Below are 20,992 nucleotides of genomic sequence, written 5' to 3' on the forward strand. Positions count from 1 at the left end.
TTATCTGATGTGGAGAACGTTCGCGCTCTATCTCGTGTCTTTTGCCGGAGTGTTGAGTCTTGTGGCATGCAACGATCCTGCGCGCCCGGGGAATCGTAAAGGCACCCCCATCAGCACCACTCTTCTCTGCCACTGCGAGCCCATAGATATTACGAAAGACGACTGGCGGATCGAGTACAAGAACGAATCGCTTCCGGCACGCGAGCCTGAAGATACAACGGTCGCTGCAATCCTCGGCTGGCCGGAAGGACCCGAGCCCGATCCGCGCACCCCGCGCAGCGGCCCGGAACTGAAGATGTACCGCATCCGCCATGCCTATATGCAGACAATATTTTTAAGAAAAGGCGATTGCGATCTCCACGTCGAGATCTCCGAGCAACCAGATAAGAACGCTCCTCGTATGATCGTGGAGACTCCAGGCACATCCACTTACTGCGCCGCTCGTACAAAGATGTACGTGGATTTACAACATCGTGGTTTCACGCTTACCGACTTGAATCAGGAACTCTCGCCGCCTTTATCGGTGGAAGTAGAAGGCGCTGCTTTTCGCGATCAGGCGCACACAGTGTGGTCCGCCCGAGGTTCAGATCGCGTGAAGACGTTGTGGGAGATTCATCCAGCAATCGTGAGAATCAATTTCTGAGCTTTGAAGAAGGACTTAACACGATGTTCACGAAGCTTGTCGTGACCTTCGTTAACCTCAGTGTGCTTCGTGTCAGCCCCGGTTGCAGAAGCTCATTGCAACGTGCTCACATGCACATAGTCAAAATACGTCGAGAATCCCGCTCCGTTCATAGAGACCAAACCGATCTTTGCAGATGGGCCGAGCGCATGGGTCCACGTAGCGCCGCGCTGCCAGTTTACGCCGTCATGACTGGAGTAGGCCGTGTAGGTCTCCCCGCCGGACGGATTCGATCGTTTTGCAATTCGCAGGTACGTCGAGTCTGATGGAGAGGAGAGCAGCGTGCTTCCGTACTGCGGATATCCCGCCGGCAGGTTGTTTGTCTGTTTTCCAAATTCAATCTGCCGCGTATTGCCGATGGCTACATTAACCAGCTTGACATAGTTGTTGTCATCGCCATAAATCAGCACGCCACCCTGCACGAAGCTGTCATCGCCGGTGAGCGGCACGGTCGTGGAGAGTTTGATTTCGACAATGCAATCATTGGCGGGCGCAGGCTCGGTGAGAATCGAAACGTTGTTACTGCCAACGTAAAGCGCTCCCGGCTGGGTATCAAAACGGAACATGCCATTCGCGACGCCATAACCGCTTAGCAACGAAGGGCGAATCCAGTTCCACTGTGCAGAGAGCGCTGATCCAGAAAAGTCATCCGAAAGGGAAACGATCGCAGCCCCCGGTGTATCGAACGGAGCGGGCGGCGTGACGTGCGGGTTAGGAGCGCCTGCACTTACGATGGGTGCCTGTTGCACCGAATCCGAAGGCCCGGCGCCGTTACGCACGCGCGGCCACCCGTCCACCCAGTCAACTGCGTCCATCAACACGGGTCGGCGCGTCCAGCCATTTGCGAAATATGGCCGGTTCAGGTCGACAGCATGGTAGAGCATCCAGTCCTGTCCGGAAGCATCAGTGAAAAGCGCGTTGTGCCCGGGTCCGACGAAGCGATTGCCGTTCATGTTGAGCACCGGCGTGCCGCCCACGCGCGAGTCGAGCAGCGAACCTCCGCCTTCGTCGACATATGGGCCGAGTACGTTCTCTGATCTTCCGGCAAACACGGCATATCCTGTGAGCGGACCGCGACAGCAGTCGCTCGCTGACGCAAACAGGTAGTAGTAGCCGTTGCGCTTTACTACGTACGCGCCCTCATACCGATCTGCAGTGGTGATTTGAATCTGCGTCGCGGGCAGCGAACTGACGCCGTCGGCCGACAAAGCTCTGGCTGCGATCCCGCCCTCGTACGTGCCATAGAAGATGTAGCGCTGACCGCTGTCATCCTGAATTACGGCCGGATCAATAGTTTTTCTCTCGGAAGTGGGCTCAACGACCGGAGTGCTGCTTGCGCTCCACGGGCCCACAGGGCTGCTGCTGGTGGCGACAAAAATCGCGCTGCCTCCGCCCGCTACCATCGCATCGGAAACGGCGTAGTAGAGGTAGTACTGCCCATTGAAGTACTGAATCTCAGGTGCCCACAGCCCTCCATCGGGTGCGACCCACGACGGTGCTTGTGCGAACACGTCGCCGACGTAAGTCCAATTCACCAGATCCTGCGATTTCGAAATGGGAATGAGATGGAGCGGGGAATTGTCGTGGAAGACCTCGTTGGTGCAGTACATGTACCAATTCGAATCCCCGGGCTGCTGACCGTGGATGATCGAGGGATCCGGACAGCTTTCCATCGCCGTGCCGTCTCCCAGCGAGATTTGCAGCGGATTGCTGTAAGTTCCCGCAGCAGGAGGAGGGCCCAGGGGCGTAGGTGTGTTCGCAGCCGAGATAACCGGAAGAACTGCGTTGAGCACCGCCGATGAGCCGCTCGCTCCTCCACATCCGGCAAGGCAGCAAGCTACGGCTGCAATCAGCAGAAATCGAGACACAACTCACAACGTTAGCGAACGAGTGGTCGTGAGTAACTAAGCCGATGTTCTTAACCGAAGGCGAACATTTGCGTAACCCGACCAGAACAGAACCGCCCGCGGTAGCCGGTAGGGCTTTTTTTTGCGCCTGCGTTCTTTAATTTGATTGCGGCGTCGTCGTTCCCGGAGCTGGCCATCCGGCCATCTCCGGCCCACCGGCTAGCGTCGGCGGTTCTGCCTTGAGCAAACGTTTTCTAGCAGGTATATTCCTCTCGACGTTTTTTCTGCCGTCAATCCTTCCGTTGTTTGCGACAAAAGCTCGATTCCAACACAAAGGCGCTTTGCAGATGCACGCGAAAACGATTGCTCGATACATCGGCAGTTTAAGTCTTCTTCTTTCATCCATTGCCTACGGTCAGCAGGCCACGCTGACTGTCCATCTCGATAAACCCGCTGGCAAGGTCAGCCCGACTCTCTACGGCCTCATGACCGAAGAGATCAATTACTCCTATGACGGCGGTCTCTACGCCGAGATGGTGCGCAACCGCACATTCCGCGGCAATTGGTCCGGCATCCTGTATTGGTATTTGGTGGAAGGCGGCAACGCCCAGGCGAAGATGGAACTAGATAAATCGACAGGCCCCAGCACAGCTCTGCCAGAAAGCCTGAAGGTGGAGGTGACGCAGGCCGACATGCAGAATCAGGCGGGCGTGCTCAACCAGGGATATTGGGGCATGGCGGTCAAGCCGAACACGACCTACAGCGGCTCTCTGTACGCGAAAGCGGATTCGCCTTCACTTGGCCCGATCACAGTGAAGCTCGTGAGCAACGCGGACGATAAGACGCTCGCCTCGGCAAACATATCTGGCCCGACGACTGATTGGAAACAGTACCAGTACTCGCTTCGTACAGGAACCGTGCCAACGTCGTCGGAAAATCACTTGGAGTTGACTGTCGGCCACCCGGGGACGCTGTGGCTCAATTTGGTCTCGTTGTTTCCGCCCACCTACGAGAACACGCCAAACGGCAATCGGGTAGATCTAATGGAAAAGCTGGCGGCCATGCATCCCGCGTTTTTGCGTTTTCCGGGCGGGAACTATCTTGAAGGCGATCACATTGCCGATCGCTTCCAGTGGAAGAAGACAATCGGGCCTCTGGTCGACCGTCCAGGTCATCCGAGCCCATGGCGTTACTACTCCTCCGACGGTATGGGTCTGCTCGAGTTCCTCGAATGGTGTGAAGACCTGAAGATGCAGCCGGTGCTCGCCGTTTATGCGGGATACTCTCTGGCGCAAGAGCACGTGAATCCCGGTCCCGATCTCGAGCCCTACGTGCAGGACGCACTCGACGAAATCGAATACGTTACCGGAGGAAGCGATACACAATGGGGCGCAGTACGGGCGAAGAACGGCCACCCGCAGCCGTTCAAGTTAACTTATGTGGAGGTCGGCAACGAAGATCAGTTTGATCGCTCCGGCAGCTACGACGGACGTTACGAGCAGTTTTACAAGGCGATCAAGGCTAAATATCCCCAGCTGCAGATCATCGCGACCACGCCGGTGAAGAGCATCCGTCCGGACGTAATCGATGACCACTTCTACAGGCGTGCGACCGAGTTCTTCCACGACACCGCGCATTACGACAAAACCGACCGCAACGGTCCGAAGATCTTCGTCGGCGAGTGGGCCACGCGCGAGGGTACTCCCACTCCCAACTTCGGCGCCGCGCTTGGCGATGCTGCCTGGATGACAGGCATGGAGCGCAATAGCGACATCATCATCATGGCGTCGTATGCGCCGCTGTTGGTGAACGTAAATCCCGGGGGGATGCAGTGGGAGACTGATCTCATCGGCTACGATGCTCTGTGCAGCTACGGTTCACCCAGCTATTACGCGCAAGTAATGTTCGGGAGCTACGTCGGCGACGCAATCCTCGATTCGCAGCTCCAGGGCGGCGGACCGAAGCTCTTCTATTCAGTCACGAAAGACACGGCAAGCAAGCGGACCTACCTAAAACTCGTCAATGCCGCCTCGGTTCCCGAGAGTGTCGATATCAGCTTCGAAGGCGGCAATCTTGCCCGAAATGGGAGACTAGTGCTGTTGAAAGCGGCCAGCACCCAAGCAACCAACACCATTGAGCAGCCGCAAAACGTCGTGCCGGTCCAGAGCACTCTCCGGAATGTCGGGAACACGTTGCGCTATAACGCGCCGGCATATTCCATTCAGGTGATCCAGGTGGATGAGAGATAGTACGACGCGCTGCTCGCAGTGGTTAGGATCAAGTGTGTTGAATAGCATAGGCCGCGAACATTGGTTCAGCCTGTAGGACCGCGGTCGGCGAAGTTGATAATTCTCAAATCACGTCACGATGCTTCAATCGTAACCTTGTTGTTCACTTTTGGTATGTGATCGCGTAGCATCTTTCCGCCTGTAGTCAGCTTATATTCCTCACCCCGCCAATCGATTTTCGCGCTGACATAGCTGCCGACCCAGAGAAAAGCTCCGAGCAGGTCCCGTACCGGATACAGCCAAGCGCCAGTTAGCGCTTTGTGATCTCCGGCGACGACGTAACCGGCTAGAACTGACTGGATGACGCGATTCAGGAATGCAGCGGCGAGCAGGCTGATTCCCACTTTGGTGTGTCCGCTCACCAGACCTGCGAGAAATCCGAGAATACCGAACGGCATCGCATACGTCAGCACTGTCCCGAGATGGCCTTTCGGTCGTGAAAATCGCGTGCTCCGCATCCAGCGTACCTGGTGGCGCATGGACGACAGGAAAGAATGATGGAAGACCATATGGTCGATGCTGTGGTGGGAGAGGACGACCTCCATTCCCGATTCGGCAACGCGGTTGCCCAGGATGTAGTCGTCGGCGCAATAATCGTCCATGAAGCCGAAACCATTCAGCGCTTCCACGCACTGGCGGCGTACCACCATCGTGGGGCCGAGAGCGAATTTCATCCCTTCAAGCATGTCGGCCACGACTACGCCGGACGTCATTTCCACCGAATAACCCAGTGCTTCGAGATCGGTCCAGAATCCACCAGCCGGTAAGCCGCGGAAGATGCAGGTCGTCATTCCTACTTTGGAATTCGCAAATGGCTTGATGATCTCGCGCAGATAGTCCGGCGCGACGCGCACATCGCTGTCGCTGATCACGAGCAGATCGTGCGCTGCCTGCTTCCACATCTTCTCCAATGAATAGAGCTTGGCGTTGGTCCACGGAGGTTCGCCGCTGGTCATGAAGCGGACCTTCACCGCCGGATATTTCTCCGAGAGCTGGCCCGCAATTTGCAGCGCTGGATCGTCGTCGCGACGCGCACAGAAGATCAGTTCAAAATCGGGATAATCCTGGCGAAAGAAGGTCTCAAGGTTCTCACGCAGGTTCGGCTCGTTGCCGTGTACAGGCTTGAGCACACTGACCGGCGGGGTGTAAGCCGGAGCTTGGACCAACTCGCGCCGGCGCTTGGCAAAGCGCAAAACGCCTGCGATAACCAGAAGCAGATACGCCGTCGAGGTCACCGTTCCGAAAATGGCAATGGCCAGCAGAGCGCGTGCGAGCATGATTTGGATGAAAGCTCGATTCTACGGGACTGAATCGGCTGGAGTACAGGAAGGGCTGTAGTATCATGGAGCTACCCCAATCCCTCTGCACGGGATTCCTTCCTTCTCACGTCGGGACGTGGCTCAGCCTGGTAGAGCACTCGCTTGGGGTGCGAGGGGTCGGCAGTTCAAATCTGCCCGTCCCGACCAATCATTCTGCTCGGCCAACCCCTTTTTTACGGATCCGCCCAGACCGACATATTCTCAATCCATGCTGAACATTCGTCCTGGCACTCGCGATGATGCAGCTTTGATTCTCGAACTCATTCGCGGTCTCGCCGAATACGAGCGTGCGCCTGATGCGGTCGTTGCGAGGGAGGCTGACATTGTTCGCGATGGGTTCTCTGAGAATCCGAGATTCTATTGCGTGATCGCGGAGTGGGATGGAGAGCCTGCGGGGTTTGCCTTCTACTTCTTTCATTACTCGACCTGGTTGGGGAAGGCGGGTTTGTATCTCGAAGATCTTTTCGTCAAACCGGAGCTGCGCGGGAAGGGAATTGGGAAGGCGCTACTCGTTCATCTGGCGCAGACCGGGGTGCGCGAGAACTGCTATGGAATGCGCTGGCAGGTGCTCGATTGGAATCAGCCCGCGATCGATTTTTACGAGAGGCTCGGAGCGAAGGTCATGCGCGAGTGGCTGGATGTGCGGATCAGCGGGGAGAGCTTGCGGGAGTTGGCGGCAATGCGTGTGTAGACATTCCCGAAATGAAACCGATGCCGTCCTACGGGGTCCATTGCCCGGGGTCCATTGCCTTTTTTGTTCGACCCACGGCTTGACGCGCGTGGGCTAGGGGAATGTCGCCCTTCGGGCTCTTAGCTTAGCAGCTTAGAAGCTCAGCAGCTAGGAGCTGCTGTTCAAATCCCCACTCCGTATTCCGTCCCGTTGAACATCTCTTCCCCGGCATGGCTGTAGCTGTCGTAAGGAGTGCGGTTGGCGAGGCGTTTTTTGCGCAGTTCGTTGCCGAGATATAGGGCGCCGGCTACGATGCCGATTCCCAAACTGGTCCACATCAGGATCATTAATGGGCGACGGATGCTTAGATTCATTTGAATATCGTCTTCCTCTACCACCGTCTCAGGACCTGCGGGCTGAACGATTTCGAGCCTTCTCGCGTGTATCTTCGACATCCCATCATAGGATGCCCCTGCCCGCCCGGCGTTTGCCGGATTATTTGCCGCAACAAGTTACCAGCGTAATACCTGCACGCCTATGCGGGAAGTGACTGCGTGTCGTCTGCCGGCGTTTCGGGCGCATTGGCACGAATCTCGCGCACCCGCTCAGCCACAGTGTACTTGAGCTTTTCGATGCCTTCTCCGGTCACAGCCGAGATCGCCATAAAAGGCAGCTTGCGACGCGAGGCGAAGCGCTTCAGTTTGGCTAGTTTCTCCGCGTTCGCTACATCGATCTTTGAAGCCACGACGATCATCGGCTTCTGCTCCAGACCCGTGCCCCAGGTTTCGAGTTCGTTCATGATGACTTTGAAATCCTGTGTGGGATCGGGACGTCCGCTCGCGTCGGAAACATCGATGACGTGCAGCAACAGCCGCGTGCGCTCGATGTGCCGCAGAAACTGGGTACCGAGTCCGTGTCCGGCACTGGCTCCTTCAATCAGCCCGGGAATATCGGCCACAACGTAACTGTACTCGTCGGGCGCCTCGCCGGTGGTCACGACCCCCAAGTTCGGTTCCAAAGTGGTAAATGGATAATCGGCGATTTTGGGACGAGCCGCCGAAATGCGCGAGATCAAAGTTGACTTTCCCGCATTGGGATAGCCGACCAGACCGACATCCGCGAGGAGCTTTAGCTCCAAGCGATAGCTGCGTTCTTCTCCCGGACGCCCAAGCTCGTGTTCGCGCGGCGCTTGGTGCGTGGGCGTCGCAAAGTGCTGGTTGCCGCGCCCGCCGCGTCCGCCTTTGGCGATGACGATGCGTTCATCGGCATGAGAAAAATCGTGGATGCGCTCGCCGGTCTCGGCGTCGTAGAGGATGGTGCCCACGGGAACTTTGAGGACCACATCCTGCCCTTCGGCTCCAGTGCGGTTCGAGCCTTCACCGTGCCGTCCGCGCTCGGCGTTGTATTCGGGATTGAAGCGGAAATGCACGAGCGTATTGTGGCGCTCGCTCGATTCCATGAGGACGTCGCCACCGCGCCCGCCGTCGCCGCCGGATGGTCCGCCGCGCGGGACGAACTTCTCCCGGCGAAAGGCCATGCAGCCGTTGCCGCCGTCTCCGGCCTTTACGCGAATTTTGGCTTCATCAATAAACATCAGCTTCTGAGCTGCTGAGCCGCTAAGCTTCTAAGCCTCGCAACTCGGTTCCAGACACCATTACTTCTGATTCCAGCAAAAAGCCCCGCGATGCGGGGCTTTTCAAGTCTTAATTCGCCTTCCACGATCCTCTTGCATTACATACGGCGAACAACGCCCATGCAAAGCTAGGAGCCAGCAGCTAGGAGCTAACAGCTGGTTCAACATGCACGAAGCGGCCCATGTTGCCGCGATCTACGAAGCGGATTACTCCATCCACCTTTGCAAAGAGCGTGTCGTCTTTGCCGCGGCCTACGTTCTTGCCGGGTTTGAGACGCGTGCCGCGTTGGCGGACGATGATCGATCCGCCAGTTACGAGCTGGCCGCCAAATGCTTTTACTCCGAGCCGCTGTGCATTTGAGTCGCGGCCGTTTTTGGAACTGCCTAGTCCTTTTTTGTGTGCCATATGTAATTTCTCTTGGAACTCACTAAACTGCGCCACCCGCTACCGCAGGTGGTTCTGTTACTTCTTCTTTGCCGGTTTCTTCGCCGCCCTTGCAGTGCCCTTATCGGTACGACCTTTGCTGCTCTTTGACGCTTTCCCTTCGGCTCCGGTGCGACCCTTCTTTTCTGCTTTCTGCTCGGTCTGCTTGCTGGCCATTTCTTTCTTTTCCTTTTTGGGCTTTGCCGGCTGATCGGGAGCGGTGAACTTCTGGCCGTCAAAGGCGATCTCAGTGATGCGGACGGCGGTAAAGGGCTGGCGATGTCCTTGCAGCTTCTTGTATTGCTTCTTGCGTTTGAAGTGGAAGACGAGGATCTTGTCGCCGCGTCCTTCTTCCACAACGCTGCCCACGACGCGCGCGCCACTCTGCGGACGCACGAGCGCGCCCGGCTCTCCGGAAACTGCCAGCACGTCAGTAAACTCGATGTTGCCGTTCTCTGCCGCCTTCTGGTCGACCCTGATCACGTCTCCGGGTGCGACGCGAAACTGCTTTCCCCCGGCGCGGATAACCGCGTACATAGGCTGTTCCTTCTGTCGAGAAAAGTTGCTTGCTGATTCCTACCAGCCGCTCAGAAGAGGGCTACGGGTCCTCAGACGAGGACAACTAGGACAGACAAACCCAACTAGTTTAACGTGCTACGAGGAAATGGGTCAAACAGGGAGAGCGGCACTCGGCATTCGGCAGCCAGCATTCGGCCAAAAAGACAGAAACGCGTTTCGGGTTTCGAGTTTCGGGTTTCGGCAAAGCCAAGCGCGGCGATTCAGGTGAGAACTGGCTTTGCCGAAAACCTTGAAACGTGAAACTTGAAACGCCTTTTTACGGACGCGTCCGTGCCATGCAGGCTGAGGATTTCGCAACTCGAATCTAAGTAAAAATAGTCCGCGCGCAGCTCTCGACTATCCTTGACACGTCCTTGGGATGGGCGGACACTTGAAGTATCACCTCCGATCCGATTCAGGATCGAATGGGCTCTCGGCTTGGAATGTCACCGCATCCTAGTCGGGGGCCTATTTAATTTCCGGCACAACAGACTGATTCACCACGGAGACACAGAGGCACAGAGAAATACAAAAAAGCGTTTCCGAGTTTCCCGTGTCGGGTTTCGGCAAAGCCAGCTCGAGCCATAGTGACAAGGACTGGCTTTGCCGAAACTTGAAACCTGAAACTTGAAACAGCTCAAAAAAGTTTCCGGTTTCGAGTTTCAGGTTTCGGCCAAGCCAGTACAGCCATCTGTGTGGAGGACTGGCTTTGCCGAAACTTTGAAACCTGAAACTTGAAACAGCTCTACTAAGCCTTTCTCCGTGTCCTCCGTGGCTCCGTGGTGAATTGATTTGCTATCCCAACGCGAAACCGTTCGAGATTGCGCAGCAGTGATTCCGGCCCTTCGACCGTCAGGTCCACGCGGTCGCGTCTAAATTCCCGATTCAGGATTTTGCCTCGGGCTTCGATCGTTGCCAGCAGCTTGCCTTCGCTTTGAGGAATGCTCACTGTCATTTTGCCTAACGGATCGGCGGTCAGGATTGCATCGATTCGTTCCAGCAGATTTTCCAAGCCGTCGCCTTTCATCGCGGAGACCTGAACGATGTTCTCGCCGGCGGAAAGCGACTCGCGCTCTTTGCTGGATAGCAGGTCAATCTTGTTCAGCACCTGAATGGTTGGTTTTTCTTGCGCCTCTAGTTCTGCAAGTACTTTCTCGACTTGTTCCTGCTGTTCGGCGGCATTGGGGCTGGTTGCGTCGGAAACGTGCAGAACCAGTGACGCGCGCTGCACTTCCTCGAGAGTGGCACGAAACGAAGTCACGAGCGTGTGCGGTAGATTGCGGATGAACCCTACCGTGTCAGAGAGCAGGACTTTGCGTTTCGATGGCAGAGTGATCGAGCGCAGCGTGGGATCGAGCGTCGCGAACATGCGCGAAGAGGCCAGCACCCCGGCCTTGGTCAGTGCGTTGAAGAGCGTCGATTTTCCCGCATTGGTATAGCCGACCAGCGCAACCGTTTCCACCGGAACGGATTCGCGGCGCTGCCGCTGCTGTGCGCGAATGCGGCGAACGTTCTCAAGCTGCTGCTGCACGTGGCGCATGCGGCGGTAGATTTTGCGGCGATCGGTTTCGAGCTGCGTTTCACCGGGCCCGCGTGTGCCGATGCCGCCGCCGAGTTGAGACATTTCCACGCCGCGTCCGGCGAGGCGCGGCAGCAGATATTCGAGTTGCGCCAACTCCACCTGAAGCTGGCCTTCACGCGTGCGCGCGTGGCGAGCGAAGATGTCGAGGATCAGCTGCGTGCGGTCGATGACGCGCGCGTCCAGCTCGCGTTCGATGTTGCGCTGCTGCGAAGGAGAAAGATCGTGGTCGAAGAGCACGACGTCGGCTTGCGATCCGGCTACTGCGCCCTGAATTTCTTCGAGCTTGCCGCGTCCGATGAGAGTTGCCGGATCGAGTTTGTCGCGCCGCTGCACGACTTCGCCAACGACTTCGGCTCCAGCGCTGGTGGCGAGTTCGCGAAACTCCGCCATCGACTCTTCTGTGGTGAATGCCTCGGGAGCAGTTCGCGGCTTACGGTCGCCGTTGGTAGGCTCGGCGCCATCATCGCCGCGAGCAACTTCGGACGCTTGTCGCGCGAGCTTTGCCTGCGGCGGCGGACCAGAGCTGCGCTTCGCGCGCAGGTCAATGCCGACGAGAAAAGCGCGCTCGGCGCCGTTAGCGCCTGCAGCTTCATCGCGATTCGCAAAAGACGGACTTCTGGCCACGATGAACTTCTAACCGAAGCTCAGCCTTCCGAGGCGGCGGTGCCTGGACCAGCTTCGGTGTGAGGTGCCGCACCAGGCTGCCGCTCGGAAGCGGGCGGACGATGCTCGCCTGCAGGGCGGTCCATGTGATGCGGTCCGCGGGCGATCACCACAGTTGAGATCGCGTGCTTAAAGATGAGCTGCTCCTGACTGTTGGTCTCCAGGACGACGGAGTATTTGTCGAATGAGCGAATGCGGCCGCTCAGTTTCACTCCACTCATTAAATAGATGGTGATTGGAGACTTGTCCTTACGAGCAGTATTTAGGAAAGTGTCCTGAATATTCTGCGCCGGCTTCGTTTCCATTGCCGATCTCTCCTTGATCCAGAACCAGATTGGGCCTGCAACAGCCCCTCCAAGATAGAACCCGACCGGAGGTCTTGGCAAATGGGAAACACACAGGATGGCGGTGGCGGTTGCTGTTCCATTGCCATGCTGCGACGTGCATCATGAAGTGCAGCCGTTCAGATGCGGGTTGGACCACGTATTACCATAGCGGTTCTGTTTCCGCGGCAACACCGCCATTCCAGCGAAGTTGCGCCGTGAAACGACGCGTTGACCACGCATCGGTGCACGCCAGTAAAGCATCTATATAGGCGGATAAAAGTGGTGAAAAAAGATTTTTGCTGGAGGCAAGATTATGAGATTGGTTTTAACTTTCCTGCTGCTTGGTGGATTGTCATTCGCTCAGGCGCAGTCGAACGGCAATGCAGGCAACGCGCAGGCGCAGATGGCCATGCGCCCCGGTCCGAATGCTGATCAGGATCGTATCGCGAAAGAGGTTCGTCATGAGCTGGTGATGCTCCCGTACTACTCTATCTTTGACGATCTGGAGTTCACGGTGAACGGCGACACGGTTACGCTGCTCGGCTCGGTGACCCGGCCCACCTTGAAGAGCGACGCGGAGAACGTGGTCAAGAAGGTAGAAGGTGTGAACAAGGTAAATAATGAGATCAAGGTGTTGCCGCCTTCTCCCAACGACGATCGCATTCGCATGGAAGTTGCGCGCGCAATCTCGCGCCAAAGCAGTTTGTACCGTTACTTCATGGGGGCGGTCGGATCGATCCACATCATCGTGGACAATGGCCATGTGACGCTGAAGGGCTTTGTCGACAATCAGGCTGACGACACTCAGGCGAAGCTGGCTGCGAATCAAGTGCCGGGCGTCTTCTCGGTTACCGACGACCTGCAGGTCACGAATCAAAAAGAGCGGTAAGCAGAACTAAATGAAAATACGGGTCCGCACGGTTAACGCGGACGCACAAGCAGGCGACAGCAACTCTGGCGTAAGCCAACAGGAGCTGTCGCCTTTTGCATCACCTAAGTAGGTCGGTCTATCGACACACCGCAACGGAATGCGCTACGGCAGAGATGTTGCACCTCGAATCGACGATTACGGCATCATCGGCGACTGCCGTTCCGCAGCTCTGATTTCCCGTCACGGATCCCTCGACTGGCTCTGCTGGCCCTGGTTCGACAGTCCTTCACTGTTCGCGGCAATTCTCGATACGGAAAAAGGCGGCTTTTGGCGCATTGCGCCTGCGGGCGAGTACAGCTCGACGCGACGATATCTTCCGGGCACCAACGTTCTGGAAACCGAGTTTCAGACCAGGACCGGAACGCTGCGCCTGCTCGACTGCATGCCCGTATATGACACGTCATATGAGCGACAGCACATGATCGCCGACCGCGAGGTTCTCCGGGTTATCGAGTGCGTAGAAGGAGAGGTCAAGCTCGACGGCATCTATGCTCCAGCTCCGAAATATGGAAAGTGCTCTTGCAGATGGACTCATAGCCGCAGCCTGGGAATTCGCGTTGAGTTTCGCGGAGGAGCGGTTTGGTTTCGCAGCGATCTAGATTGGCACTTCGATGACCACTATGCCGTGTGTAACGACACACTCAAGGCGGGCGAGCGCAAGTACTGCTCGATGGTCTTCATGGAGCACGGACCTGCGGTGCTCTCGCCGTTAGGCCAGTGGTCCGACGCCTCGCTGCAGCAGACCATCGGCTGGTGGAAGCGCTGGTCCGATCGCTGCGCCTATGAAGGACCATTTCGGGAATACGTCGTCCGCAGTGCGCTGGCGCTGAAGCTGCTCAACTTTGCGCCATCGGGAGCGATTGTCGCTGCGCCAACCGCTTCTCTGCCGGAGCGTTTGGGCGGCAATCTCAATTGGGATTACCGATACTGCTGGATGCGCGACGCCTCCATGACCGCAACCGCATTCCTTGGCCTCGGTTATAAGGACGAGGCTGAGGCCTTCATCGAATGGCTGCTGCATTCCACGCATCTGACCCAGCCCCGTCTTGCCGTCATGTACAGCGTCTACGGACTTCGAGCCCAGCAAGAGCGCGAACTGGATTACTGGCAGGGTTATCGCGAGTCGCGCCCGGTGCGCGTAGGCAATGGCGCGCGCGACCAACTGCAGCTCGATGTCTACGGCGAGGTCATTTCGGCGACTTCGCAGCTCGATGAGAGCAGCAAATGCATCGACCGAGCCAGTGCCAGAGTGCTCCGCGGGCTGGGAAAATACGTACGCAAGCACTGGATGCTTCCCGATAAGGGAATCTGGGAGCCGCGCACTCCTGATATGCATCATACCCACTCCAAGCTGATGTGCTGGGTGGCGATGAACAAGCTGCTGCGTCTGCATGAGACCGGCTTGCTCAAAGATCTGGAATATGACGAGGTGAAGCAGACTCGGGACCAGATGCGGCAAGAGATCGAATCACGAGGCTGGAATGAGGAGCTGCAGACCTACACAGCCATCTATGACGGCAGGGAAGTGGATGCCAGCCTACTGCTCTTTCCCAAACACGAATTCGCGTCGGCAGATTCGCCACGGCTGCAAACCACTTACGCGAGAATTCGCGAGAAGCTCAGCGCCGGTCCTGGATTGCTCTATCGCTACCGCGACGATCTAAGCCCAGGCGAAGGAGCGTTCGGAATTTGCTGCTTCTGGGCGGCAGAGTTTCTTGCCTTGGGCGGCGGCACGCTGGAAGAAGCGGAGGAGGAGTTTCGTTGCGTGCTTCAGTACGCCAACGATCTGGGATTGTACGGAGAAGAGATCGATCCGGCGACTGGCGACATTCTGGGAAATTTCCCGCAAGGTTTCACCCATATCGGGCTGATTAACACCGCGCTGACGATCGCCGAACGGCAGGCGCGCGAATCCAAATCAAAGAATGCGGCATGATTATGCAGATTCATTGGGGAGACTGGATATTCTGGGGCTTTGTCGCCACTCTTGCCCTGGTGGTGACCGAGAGCATTGCCCAGGGACTCGGCCTCACCCGGCTAAACCTGCCACTCATTTTGGGCGCAGGTTTCACTCCCGACCGCGATCGGGCGCGTGCTCTGGGCATTGGACTGCACATCCTGATGGGTTGGGCTTTCTCCTTCTTTTATGTGATCGCCATGAACATGCTGGGCGGCCCGAACTGGTATCGAGGAACTCTGATTGGGCTCTGCCATGCCTTGTTCATCTGCGTGATCGGCTGGCAGGCGCTGCCCGGCATCCATCCCCGCATGGCCAGCGAAACACACGGCCCAACTTCTGCGCGGATGCTCGAGCCTCCCGGATTCATGGGGCTCAACTATGGCGTGAGCACTCCCATCGCTGTGTTCGTCACGCATGCGATCTTTGGGGCGATTCTGGGCGTCTTTTATCACTGATCATTTCCGAATCGGGAAGACAGCAATGAGGATGGAGCTTTGCCTCAACTCAGCTCGAAGGACTAAGAGGGATTAAGTAGGGCAAGTTTAGAGTCACAGGATGCCATTCCGATATGAGAGGATGTTCGAGAAATGAGCCATCAACGTCCCCGAGTTCTCAGTATTGATGACAACAAGATGCTCAACCTCATGCGCCAGAAGGTGCTTGGCATCAGCGGCTTCGATTGTGACCTTGCCTACACCGCTGAGCAAGCGCTCGCCATGGTGATTACTTCTCATTACGACGCAATCCTTCTTGACTACTATCTGCCTGGTACCACCGGCTTGAGCGTGGCGCAAACCATCAAAACCATTCGTCCGGGTCCGCCGGTGATCCTGGTTACCGGAGAAGAATTGCTGGAACGCAGCAATGCGATTCACAGCTACATCGTAAAGGGTGAAGGTCCCGAGGTTCTGCTAGACAAACTGAAAGCAGCAATTGGCCAGCGCCGCGAAGTCAAGAGCATGCAGGCTGTCGCAAGCTGGTGAGAAGCGCAACGCGTCCATTCTGACGCAATGCCCATTAGCAGCCTGCGACTCTCGTTCCTTAGTTGCTGCCAATTGCCATAGCGGCGAACCCGTAAACACGGCAGGTTGCGGGCATATTGGTCGGCGAGTCGCGAGATAGAAGTGCACTGGTTCGACACTGTTTCTACGCGGCTCCCGCCGCTGATGTCCTTCCGGCTTGGCGCCGCAGAAACTGCAATGTCGTTTCGTTGAACTCCTCGACTTTTTCGTAAAACGGTGCGTGTGAGCACTCTTCGAAAATCACAATCTCGGAATTGCGAATCGCTTTCGTCATTTGATCGGCAAACCGAATCGAGGTGACCGTGTCGTACCGTCCGAACGTTATTTGTGTCGGCGCGGTGATCTGCGAAAGCTGTGCCTCGACATCGTGCGTAATCACCGCGTTCGATTGCTTGTGGAATGATTCCACCGGCTGGGCAGGCCGCGATCGCGCAAAATCGGCGAGCGATTCAATGTACTCCGGCCTGGCGGCATAGAGTTCAGGAGTGAAGCACCACGGAAAGATCGCCTGGATGAGCGTTTCAGATACGCTGGCGAGTGCCTTCGCCGTGGTCTGCCAGCTCTCAAGTACGGTCTTCAGGAAAAGATCCGTTTTGGGCCAGCAGCTGTGCACCGAGAGCGACAGCACTTTCGCCGGGTATTTTGCTGCCAGCCACAGCCCCACCGCCCCTCCCATAGATAGGCCAGTCACGTGTGCTCTCTGTAAGCCGATGGCCTGCATGAACCCTGCTATGTCGTCTGCGAGCGTCTCAGTCGAATACTCGCCGGCAGGATCGTCGGATTCCCCAGTGCCTCTTAGGTCAATGGAGATGCAGGTGAAATGCGCAGCGTAATTCTGAACCTGAAACGCATAACAGGCGTGATCGGCTGCGAGGTGAGGAATGAGGATCAGAGGTTCGCCGGATCCTTGCTCCTCATAGTTGAATGTGATGTTGCGGGCCGAAACCTTGGGCATGGATATTCTCCTTACAATCGGCGGCGCTGGCCCTGAGTTGTCGGGCGCATTATGACTCCAAATGCCCCTGCTCGTACTGAAAAATGGCGATCTCAAAGCGTCCCCACCCATCAAAAAGTGGGGATGAGTGGGGGCTCGCTCAACCGAATCGGTCTCGGTCGCATGAAAGACTTTCGAATTTCGAAATCGCTTACGCTCCAGTTGAAGTGCCCTGAAAGTTCAGTGCGACGTTCTTGAAGTCTATTTCGTCGAGAACACTAGCGTTGTTTGCATTCTCGTGGGTTTCGAGAGCAGGTCCATTTTGGGCGACGCTGGACGCCAATCTCTCATGTGACAATTTCGCCGGCGCCGTAACCACTTCCTTGTTGTTTTGGATAAACGCAACTTGCACGTTTGGTCCATTTCCGGTCCACTCCACCTTGTAAGTTCCGGGTTTTAACTGTTGATTAGCGACGAGCGTCGCCGATTGGATCTCGATGTTCTTGCTGTTCTTGGTTGCCGCGAGTGAGACAAGCGGAGCCGACAGCATAAACGAGAGCAGAAGTATCAGATTCGTTTTCATAAAGGATTCGCTCCTATAAATCTTTCCTACTTATGTAGACGCGTCTGAACGTAAAAACGCGACCCAACCTGCTGATGCATGCTCATGTGGGATAAAACGATTGCTGGAGCAATGACTTGGGAGAGACGGGTGGGACGATATGGACAGCGATAGACTCTGTGGACGTAGTGGTTTTCTCCGACGTTCAACCTGTTCAGATTCGGACAGCTCTTTTCGCATCCGACGCTCCGCTTCCGCCTTTCGCCTATAAGCTTTTCGTAAGTCTTTGACCGCATTGCACCCGGTGGAACCAATTGGTGGAACCAGCAATGCACTCAAATCCTGGTTCGAGGAATTCATGCACCCCCTGATCCACGATTTTCGCTATGGTTTGCGCATCCTGCGCAAGAGTCCCGGTTTCACGATCGTTGCCGTCCTGACTTTGGCGATTGGCATTGGCGCGACGACGGCGATTTTCAGCATCGTCGATGCTGTGCTGCTGCGGCCTCTCGCTATGCAGAACCCGGAGCGAGTGATGCTGCTTCAGGAAATGTGGCAGGGACACGGAGGTGGCGGGGTTTCGGTCGGCAACTACTCGGACCTTCACGAGATCAGCCGCTCGTTCTCGAGTCTTTCAGCGTCGGCTTCGGCGGCCTTCAATCTTGCCACTGAAGATACTCCCGAGCGCATCGATGGCGAGAGGGTCACGGCGGAATACTTCAACACATTCGGCGTGGCGCCGCTGATGGGACGCTACTTCAGTCGGAAAGAAGATGCTCCCGGGCAAAATTCCGTCGCCATTATCAGCGAAGACCTCTGGCGAACGCGCTTCCACGGCGACTCGACGATTCTGGGTCGCAGCATCCACGTGAATGGCGCTCCGACCACGATTGTGGCAGTGATGCCGCACAGCTTCGATCCTTTGCTGAGCAAATCAAAGATCTGGGTACCAGCGGCGTTTACCTCCGCGCAGCTCAAGGATCATGACAATCATTACCTGATCCTCTTCGCGCGACTCAAGGATGGCGTATCGCTGCCGCAGGCCCGCGCCGAAATGCAGGTGCTGGCTGCACGGCAGGCGCAGCTTTATCCCATCGACGACAAAGATCGCGGCTTCAGTCTTACTCCGCTAACGGATGCACTGTTGGGCGATCAACGCGTGACGCTGTTCACTGTGCTAGCTGCCGTCGGATTCGTTCTGCTGATCGCGTGTGCGAACATTGCCAACCTGCAACTGACGCGCGCAAGAGCGCGACAAAAGGAAATGGCAGTGCGCGCGGCGCTGGGCGCGAGTCCGAGCCGGATTGTGCGGCAGCTCCTGGCTGAGAACGTGGTGTTGGCGCTCCTGAGTGCAATTTTGGGAATTGGGGTAGCCGCCGCCGGCGTGAAATGGCTCGTGGCCAGCGCGCCCGCAGGCGTGCCCCGCATTGACGATGCGCACCTGGACTTTCGCGCACTGCTGTTTGCGGCAGCGATCGCACTGTTCTCAAGCATTGTCTTCGGCCTGACCCCGGCGTTGCGATCCGCCGCCGTGCGCCTCACGCAGGCACTCAACATTTCCAGCGCAATCGGCAAGAGCACGCGCGATCGCGTTCGCAACGCCTTGGTTGTGGGTGAAGTCGCGCTGGCGCTGATGCTGCTCGCGGGTGCGGGATTGCTGGTCCGCAGTGCGCTGGCTTTGTCGAATGTTCAGCCGGGATTCGATACCGCAAATCTGATGGCCGGGCGTGTCGGTCTTTCCGAAGCTACTTATCGCGATCCGGTCGTCGCTAGACAGACATTTGAGGCCATGCTTCGCAATGTAGAGCAATTGCCCGGAGTGCAAGCTGCCTCGGTTGTCTCTCGCGCTCCAATGATGACCGGCGGCAACAGCAATGGCTTGCTCGCCGAAGGGCAGGCGTTTGATCCATCGAATCTGGTTGATGCCCGCCTGCGCCTAGTCACACCGGGATATCTGAACACTGTTCGCGTGCCGCTGAAAATGGGCCGCGGATTTACTCCGGCAGATACGCGCGCAAGCACCTTCGTGACTTTGGTGAACGAGACGCTCGCGCGCACGATGTGGCGCGGGCAGAATCCGATAGGGAAGCGCTTCGCCTGTTGCGAGCCTGGTCCCAAGGGACGACTCGATCCGGTCTGGCATGAAGTCGTTGGTGTAGTCGGCGACACGCGCGCATGGGGACTTGATCAGCAAGTGCAGCCTGAGTTCTACCTGCCGATCGCGCAGATGCCTCCCGGTGCATGGGATTGGGTTGGTCGCACCATGGATGTAGTGGTGCGCACCGGTGGTGCTCCGCTTTCCGTAGGCGAGCTTCGATCCGCTGTAGCGAAAGCTGCGCCGGGAGTGCCGATCTACAACGTGACCACGATGCAGCAGAGGATGTCGACACAGCTCGAGCAGTCCCATTTTGATACTTATCTGCTGGCCATCTTTGCCGCCACCGCGCTGCTGCTTGCTGCCGTAGGCATTTACGGCGTGCTCTCGTATACGGTCGCGCAGCGCACGAGAGACATCGGTATCCGCATGGCTTTGGGTGCTACGCAGACTACCATTGCTCGCGATGTGCTTTCCCACGGTTTACTGCTTACGGGAATCGGGTTGGCAATCGGCGTGATCGGAGCACTGGTTTGCGCTCGGCTCATCCAGAGCATCCTGTATGGGGTACATCCAACCGACGTGCCGACGTTTTTTGTGGTCTCGGCACTGCTGGCCTGCGTTGCGTTATTGGCCAGCTATCTGCCCGCGCGCAAGGCCAGCCGGGTGGACCCAATGGTAGCGTTACGTTACGAGTAGTTGTCGCCGGTTTTCGTGAGATTGAACTCTTAAGAAACGCGCTCTGCGCGTGGGCCAGCGCTAAAGCGCAATTGTTACTCCATCAACCTGCAGGGCTAACGCCCTGCGCCCCGGACTGAAGTTGGAGGCTTTCACTCACGGACCACTCATCTGTAAGCGGCCTTAGACGTAATGCAGTAAGTACAGAACCAACACTATGAACAAAATCGTACTCAGCGTTCCGCTCGGGTAGTATCCCCATCCGCGGCTGTACGGATATACCGGCGCTGTTCCCGCTGCGAGAATCAGCAGAATGATGAGTAGAATCAGAAGCATGCGAACCAATTCCTCCCAGCATCTCTGATTCGGAAGGCAGCGTGAAGGTTGGCGCGATATGGCGCTGGGCTGCTCTACTTCGATTTCTTCAAGTGGATTTTGCGGAAGACTACATTGTCAGGAACGATCAGTATGCCATCCATCGTGCTGTCACTCACGATCAGCTTCCAGTTACCTCGCGGAATGTGCCAAGTGAGAGTGCCTGTGGACTTGTCATACGTCCACTCGCTCACACCCATGGTCACTGGTTTGCCGTCGACGATCTTGTCGGCTTGAACAGTGATCTTGTCTTGGTGGGGCTGGGAGAACCGGAAGACCACATGCTCATCGTGACACGGAGAGGGCTTCACCTGGCACAAAGACGTTCCGGCCCAATCACCCACCAGATCGGAGATTCGAGGCGCAGCGAAGCCGAAGGCGTACGCGCGAGTAGCAAGAATGATCAAAACCGTCAGTACGGTTGGGAATCTCAAGTGCCGCTT

At 57.0% G+C, this 20,992-nt stretch carries 20 protein-coding genes and 1 tRNA gene; 9 read left to right on the forward strand and 12 right to left on the reverse strand.

Annotated features, from left to right (window positions below; translation table 11 throughout):
* The first annotated feature begins 7 nt into the window (after positions 1-7).
* Positions 8-643, forward strand: a complete 636-nt coding sequence (locus VFU50_10780) for a hypothetical protein (protein ID HEU5233338.1) — start codon at positions 8-10, stop codon at positions 641-643.
* A gap of 92 nt (positions 644-735) precedes the next feature.
* Here the strand turns inward: VFU50_10780 and VFU50_10785 are convergent, their stop codons facing one another.
* A complete protein-coding gene (locus VFU50_10785; GenBank protein HEU5233339.1) occupies positions 736-2,550 on the reverse strand; it encodes a family 43 glycosylhydrolase in 1,815 nt (604 codons plus the stop codon).
* A 326-nt stretch (positions 2,551-2,876) separates the two neighbouring features.
* On the opposite strand from VFU50_10785, the gene VFU50_10790 reads away from it, so the two are divergent.
* The gene (locus VFU50_10790; GenBank protein HEU5233340.1) at positions 2,877-4,778 is read left to right on the forward strand and encodes an alpha-L-arabinofuranosidase C-terminal domain-containing protein; all 1,902 of its coding nucleotides are present in this window, start codon (positions 2,877-2,879) and stop codon (positions 4,776-4,778) included.
* Between the two features lie 113 nt (positions 4,779-4,891).
* Here VFU50_10790 and hpnI read toward each other — a convergent pair whose 3' ends face one another.
* Complete coding sequence (gene hpnI / locus VFU50_10795) at positions 4,892-6,094, reverse strand: bacteriohopanetetrol glucosamine biosynthesis glycosyltransferase HpnI (protein ID HEU5233341.1); 1,203 nt, start codon at positions 6,092-6,094, stop codon at positions 4,892-4,894.
* Between the two features lie 112 nt (positions 6,095-6,206).
* Between hpnI and VFU50_10800 the strand changes: the two genes are divergently transcribed.
* Together VFU50_10800 and VFU50_10805 are read left to right on the forward strand one after the other, a co-directional pair.
* Positions 6,207-6,283: transfer RNA gene (locus VFU50_10800), tRNA-Pro, on the forward strand.
* A 61-nt stretch (positions 6,284-6,344) separates the two neighbouring features.
* Positions 6,345-6,827, forward strand: coding sequence for a GNAT family N-acetyltransferase (locus VFU50_10805; protein ID HEU5233342.1), 483 nt, complete (start codon positions 6,345-6,347; stop codon positions 6,825-6,827).
* Between the two features lie 161 nt (positions 6,828-6,988).
* On the opposite strand, the gene VFU50_10810 is transcribed toward VFU50_10805, so the two are convergent.
* The 6 genes from VFU50_10810 to hfq form a co-directional block, all read right to left on the reverse strand.
* Positions 6,989-7,261 carry a hypothetical protein gene (locus VFU50_10810; protein HEU5233343.1) on the reverse strand — a complete coding sequence of 91 codons (273 nt, stop codon included), beginning with the start codon at positions 7,259-7,261 and terminating at the stop codon, positions 6,989-6,991.
* Positions 7,262-7,341: 80 nt separating this feature from the next.
* Positions 7,342-8,400 (reverse strand): GTPase ObgE, encoded by a 1,059-nt coding sequence (gene obgE / locus VFU50_10815; GenBank protein HEU5233344.1) that lies wholly within the window; start codon positions 8,398-8,400, stop codon positions 7,342-7,344.
* 181 nt (positions 8,401-8,581) lie between these two features.
* On the reverse strand, positions 8,582-8,845 hold the full coding sequence (gene rpmA, locus VFU50_10820) for a 50S ribosomal protein L27 (GenBank protein HEU5233345.1): 264 nt from the start codon (positions 8,843-8,845) through the stop codon (positions 8,582-8,584).
* Positions 8,846-8,902: 57 nt separating this feature from the next.
* Positions 8,903-9,400, reverse strand: coding sequence for a 50S ribosomal protein L21 (gene rplU, locus VFU50_10825; GenBank protein HEU5233346.1), 498 nt, complete (start codon positions 9,398-9,400; stop codon positions 8,903-8,905).
* A 769-nt stretch (positions 9,401-10,169) separates the two neighbouring features.
* Entirely contained in the window at positions 10,170-11,627 is a 1,458-nt protein-coding gene (gene hflX, locus VFU50_10830; protein HEU5233347.1) for a GTPase HflX, read from the reverse strand.
* A gap of 20 nt (positions 11,628-11,647) precedes the next feature.
* Entirely contained in the window at positions 11,648-11,971 is a 324-nt protein-coding gene (hfq, locus tag VFU50_10835; protein HEU5233348.1) for an RNA chaperone Hfq, read from the reverse strand.
* 334 nt (positions 11,972-12,305) lie between these two features.
* Between hfq and VFU50_10840 the strand changes: the two genes are divergently transcribed.
* The 4 genes from VFU50_10840 (at position 12,306) to VFU50_10855 (ending at position 15,866) form a co-directional block, all read left to right on the forward strand.
* Positions 12,306-12,881 carry a BON domain-containing protein gene (locus VFU50_10840; protein HEU5233349.1) on the forward strand — a complete coding sequence of 192 codons (576 nt, stop codon included), beginning with the start codon at positions 12,306-12,308 and terminating at the stop codon, positions 12,879-12,881.
* Positions 12,882-13,020: 139 nt separating this feature from the next.
* Positions 13,021-14,859 carry a glycoside hydrolase family 15 protein gene (locus VFU50_10845; GenBank protein ID HEU5233350.1) on the forward strand — a complete coding sequence of 613 codons (1,839 nt, stop codon included), beginning with the start codon at positions 13,021-13,023 and terminating at the stop codon, positions 14,857-14,859.
* Positions 14,856-15,338, forward strand: a complete 483-nt coding sequence (locus tag VFU50_10850) for a hypothetical protein (protein ID HEU5233351.1) — start codon at positions 14,856-14,858, stop codon at positions 15,336-15,338. Before VFU50_10845 ends, VFU50_10850 begins: the two co-directional genes overlap by 4 nt.
* Positions 15,339-15,470: 132 nt before the next feature.
* Positions 15,471-15,866: a response regulator gene (locus VFU50_10855; GenBank protein HEU5233352.1), complete on the forward strand. Its 396-nt coding sequence runs from the start codon at positions 15,471-15,473 to the stop codon at positions 15,864-15,866.
* Positions 15,867-16,029: 163 nt separating this feature from the next.
* On the opposite strand, the gene VFU50_10860 is transcribed toward VFU50_10855, so the two are convergent.
* Both VFU50_10860 and VFU50_10865 read right to left on the reverse strand, forming a co-directional pair.
* Positions 16,030-16,860 (reverse strand): alpha/beta hydrolase, encoded by an 831-nt coding sequence (locus VFU50_10860; protein HEU5233353.1) that lies wholly within the window; start codon positions 16,858-16,860, stop codon positions 16,030-16,032.
* Between the two features lie 190 nt (positions 16,861-17,050).
* Positions 17,051-17,422 carry a hypothetical protein gene (locus VFU50_10865; protein HEU5233354.1) on the reverse strand — a complete coding sequence of 124 codons (372 nt, stop codon included), beginning with the start codon at positions 17,420-17,422 and terminating at the stop codon, positions 17,051-17,053.
* Positions 17,423-17,759: 337 nt separating this feature from the next.
* Between VFU50_10865 and VFU50_10870 the strand changes: the two genes are divergently transcribed.
* Positions 17,760-20,195, forward strand: coding sequence for an ABC transporter permease (locus VFU50_10870; protein HEU5233355.1), 2,436 nt, complete (start codon positions 17,760-17,762; stop codon positions 20,193-20,195).
* Between the two features lie 162 nt (positions 20,196-20,357).
* Here the strand turns inward: VFU50_10870 and VFU50_10875 are convergent, their stop codons facing one another.
* Together VFU50_10875 and VFU50_10880 are read right to left on the reverse strand one after the other, a co-directional pair.
* Positions 20,358-20,510 (reverse strand): DUF3309 family protein, encoded by a 153-nt coding sequence (locus VFU50_10875; protein HEU5233356.1) that lies wholly within the window; start codon positions 20,508-20,510, stop codon positions 20,358-20,360.
* A 74-nt stretch (positions 20,511-20,584) separates the two neighbouring features.
* On the reverse strand, positions 20,585-20,983 hold the full coding sequence (locus VFU50_10880; protein HEU5233357.1) for a hypothetical protein: 399 nt from the start codon (positions 20,981-20,983) through the stop codon (positions 20,585-20,587).
* Between the last annotated feature and the right edge of the window lie 9 nt (positions 20,984-20,992).

The sequence above is a fragment of the Terriglobales bacterium genome (assembly GCA_035764005.1).
Lineage (GTDB): Bacteria > Acidobacteriota > Terriglobia > Terriglobales > Acidobacteriaceae > Gp1-AA112.

Excerpts from the sequence above, each read along its gene's own strand:
- VFU50_10780 (HEU5233338.1), top strand. The coding sequence starts at position 8 with ATGTGGAGAACGTTCGCGCTCTATCTCGTGTCTTTTGCCGGAGTGTTG.
- VFU50_10790 (HEU5233340.1), top strand. The coding sequence starts at position 2,877 with ATGCACGCGAAAACGATTGCTCGATACATCGGCAGTTTAAGTCTTCTT.
- hpnI (HEU5233341.1), bottom strand. The coding sequence starts at position 6,094 with ATGCTCGCACGCGCTCTGCTGGCCATTGCCATTTTCGGAACGGTGACC.
- VFU50_10805 (HEU5233342.1), top strand. The coding sequence starts at position 6,345 with ATGCTGAACATTCGTCCTGGCACTCGCGATGATGCAGCTTTGATTCTC.
- VFU50_10810 (HEU5233343.1), bottom strand. The coding sequence starts at position 7,261 with ATGTCGAAGATACACGCGAGAAGGCTCGAAATCGTTCAGCCCGCAGGT.
- obgE (HEU5233344.1), bottom strand. The coding sequence starts at position 8,400 with ATGTTTATTGATGAAGCCAAAATTCGCGTAAAGGCCGGAGACGGCGGC.
- rpmA (HEU5233345.1), bottom strand. The coding sequence starts at position 8,845 with ATGGCACACAAAAAAGGACTAGGCAGTTCCAAAAACGGCCGCGACTCA.
- rplU (HEU5233346.1), bottom strand. The coding sequence starts at position 9,400 with ATGTACGCGGTTATCCGCGCCGGGGGAAAGCAGTTTCGCGTCGCACCC.
- hfq (HEU5233348.1), bottom strand. The coding sequence starts at position 11,971 with ATGGAAACGAAGCCGGCGCAGAATATTCAGGACACTTTCCTAAATACT.
- VFU50_10840 (HEU5233349.1), top strand. The coding sequence starts at position 12,306 with ATGAGATTGGTTTTAACTTTCCTGCTGCTTGGTGGATTGTCATTCGCT.
- VFU50_10845 (HEU5233350.1), top strand. The coding sequence starts at position 13,021 with ATGCGCTACGGCAGAGATGTTGCACCTCGAATCGACGATTACGGCATC.
- VFU50_10850 (HEU5233351.1), top strand. The coding sequence starts at position 14,856 with ATGATTATGCAGATTCATTGGGGAGACTGGATATTCTGGGGCTTTGTC.
- VFU50_10855 (HEU5233352.1), top strand. The coding sequence starts at position 15,471 with ATGAGCCATCAACGTCCCCGAGTTCTCAGTATTGATGACAACAAGATG.
- VFU50_10860 (HEU5233353.1), bottom strand. The coding sequence starts at position 16,860 with ATGCCCAAGGTTTCGGCCCGCAACATCACATTCAACTATGAGGAGCAA.
- VFU50_10865 (HEU5233354.1), bottom strand. The coding sequence starts at position 17,422 with ATGAAAACGAATCTGATACTTCTGCTCTCGTTTATGCTGTCGGCTCCG.
- VFU50_10870 (HEU5233355.1), top strand. The coding sequence starts at position 17,760 with ATGCACCCCCTGATCCACGATTTTCGCTATGGTTTGCGCATCCTGCGC.
- VFU50_10875 (HEU5233356.1), bottom strand. The coding sequence starts at position 20,510 with ATGCTTCTGATTCTACTCATCATTCTGCTGATTCTCGCAGCGGGAACA.